Origin of the sequence: Pseudomonas atagonensis (assembly GCF_011369485.1) — a bacterium.
GTDB classification, from domain to species: domain Bacteria; phylum Pseudomonadota; class Gammaproteobacteria; order Pseudomonadales; family Pseudomonadaceae; genus Aquipseudomonas; species Aquipseudomonas atagonensis.
Map to the genome: position 1 here is coordinate 1 of NZ_VXCA01000080.1, position 674 is coordinate 674.

Genomic DNA, 674 nt, shown 5'->3' on the forward strand with positions numbered 1-674 from the left:
CATGTTGGTGATGCCGAGGCGCAAAGCAGCATGAAGGCATTGCCGAACCACCGCATCACCGTCAACTACCGCGGTCAGTTAGACGGCAGTTTCGAAGCCGATGACGGCGCACTGTTCGCGCCGGCCCCGGACAATGCCGGCATGGAGCAAAGCCCGGATGCGCCGCTGGGCAACTGGCTGACCCTCAACGGTCAGGTGTATGGCGGCGAATTGAGCGTCGGCTGGACCTTCAGCGAAGAACGTTTCGACAGCGCCACCATTGAAGCGCTGGCCCGCGATTACGCCGATGAACTCGCCGCACTGATTGACCACTGCCTGACGCCGGGCGTGGAAGGCCTGACCCCGTCGGACTTCCCGCTGGCGGGTCTGAGCCAGGCTCAGCTCGACGGTTTGCCGACTGCGCCGCGTCTGATCGAAGACATTTATCCACTGTCGCCGATGCAGCAGGGCATGTTGTTCCACACCCTCTACGCGCAGCAGTCGGGCGATTACATCAATCAGATGTGCGTCGCCGTGGACGGTTTGCAGGTCGAGCGTTTCCGCGAGGCCTGGCAGGCGGCGATGGACAGCCATGACGTGCTGCGCAGCGGGTTTGTCTGGGAAGGTGATCTGCCCCATGCGTTGCAAGTGGTGCACAAGGGATTGCAGGTGCCGTTCAGCGTGCTCGACTGGCG

Annotated in this window: 1 protein-coding gene; it reads left to right on the forward strand. The window is 62.8% G+C overall.

Annotated features, from left to right (window positions below; translation table 11 throughout):
- Positions 1 to 674: condensation domain-containing protein (locus F2P67_RS27595; RefSeq protein ID WP_166226424.1), on the forward strand; the 674-nt coding region annotated here is incomplete at both ends.